This window comes from Brachyspira pilosicoli (assembly GCF_019402445.1).
In the GTDB taxonomy this organism is placed as follows: domain Bacteria; phylum Spirochaetota; class Brachyspiria; order Brachyspirales; family Brachyspiraceae; genus Brachyspira; species Brachyspira pilosicoli_B.
The window spans coordinates 1-246 of sequence record NZ_SRZM01000337.1 but is presented as its reverse complement, the minus strand read 5'-3'; the positions used below and the strand labels follow the sequence as shown (position 1 = coordinate 246).

Here is a 246-nt window from a genome sequence, read left to right as displayed (position 1 = left end):
ACAGCCTGTTTTTAATAATTCTCCCATTGCAGCAATAGAGCTATAATAAACAACATCATTGTTTATATTTTTCCAAATTTCATATAGAGTTCTAAGCCAATCAAATAATTCCATGTTTTGTACTTGAGGTAAATTTCTGCTGAATATTTGATACAAATGATGATGCGTATTGATAAGTCCCGGATACATAAAGCAGCCTGAAGCATCAATTACTTCATCAGCTTTTTTTTCTTCTTTACCAATATA

General features: G+C 30.5%; 1 protein-coding gene. It reads right to left on the bottom strand.

The features are described from left to right. Nucleotides 1-246, bottom strand: a 246-nt coding sequence (locus tag E6A48_RS10400) for an amidohydrolase family protein (RefSeq protein ID WP_219710133.1), incomplete at both ends; no start/stop codon positions are given.